The 427-nt window shown below is 38.6% G+C and carries 1 protein-coding gene; it reads right to left on the bottom strand.

The genetic code is table 11. The features are described 5' to 3' along the window. Positions 1-427: Ig domain-containing protein (locus F1592_RS13325; RefSeq protein ID WP_188294700.1), on the bottom strand; the 427-nt coding region annotated here is incomplete at both ends.

Here is a 427-nt window from a genome sequence, read left to right as displayed (position 1 = left end):
TCCAACTTTTGTTGGTGTTCCACTAATTGTGTTTGTATTCGGATTAAACGTTACGCCTGCTGGTAAGCCACTCACTTTATTCGTGACAGCTTGACCACTATTATCTCTCGCGTCAATCTTGATTGAATCAATTGCTGTATTCACTTCTTTTGTTTGTCCAGCTATTGGTGATACGACTGGTGTCGTTGTATCTTGCACTGTAATTGTTAAGCTTGTTGTTGTTTCGTTGCCTTCGGCATCTGTTGTTTTCACTGTAATTGGATAGCTTCCAACTTTTGTTGGTGTTCCACTAATTGTTTTCGTGTCTGGATTGAATGTTACTCCTGCTGGTAAGCCACTCACTTTATTCTTTACAGCTTGACCACTATTATCACTCTCGTCAATCTTGATTGAATAAATTGCTGTATTCAATTCTTTTGTTTGACCA

Source organism: Staphylococcus sp. GDX7P312P (assembly GCF_008385775.1).
GTDB lineage: Bacteria > Bacillota > Bacilli > Staphylococcales > Staphylococcaceae > Staphylococcus > Staphylococcus haemolyticus.
This window is presented reverse-complemented; position numbering and strand designations above follow the sequence as displayed.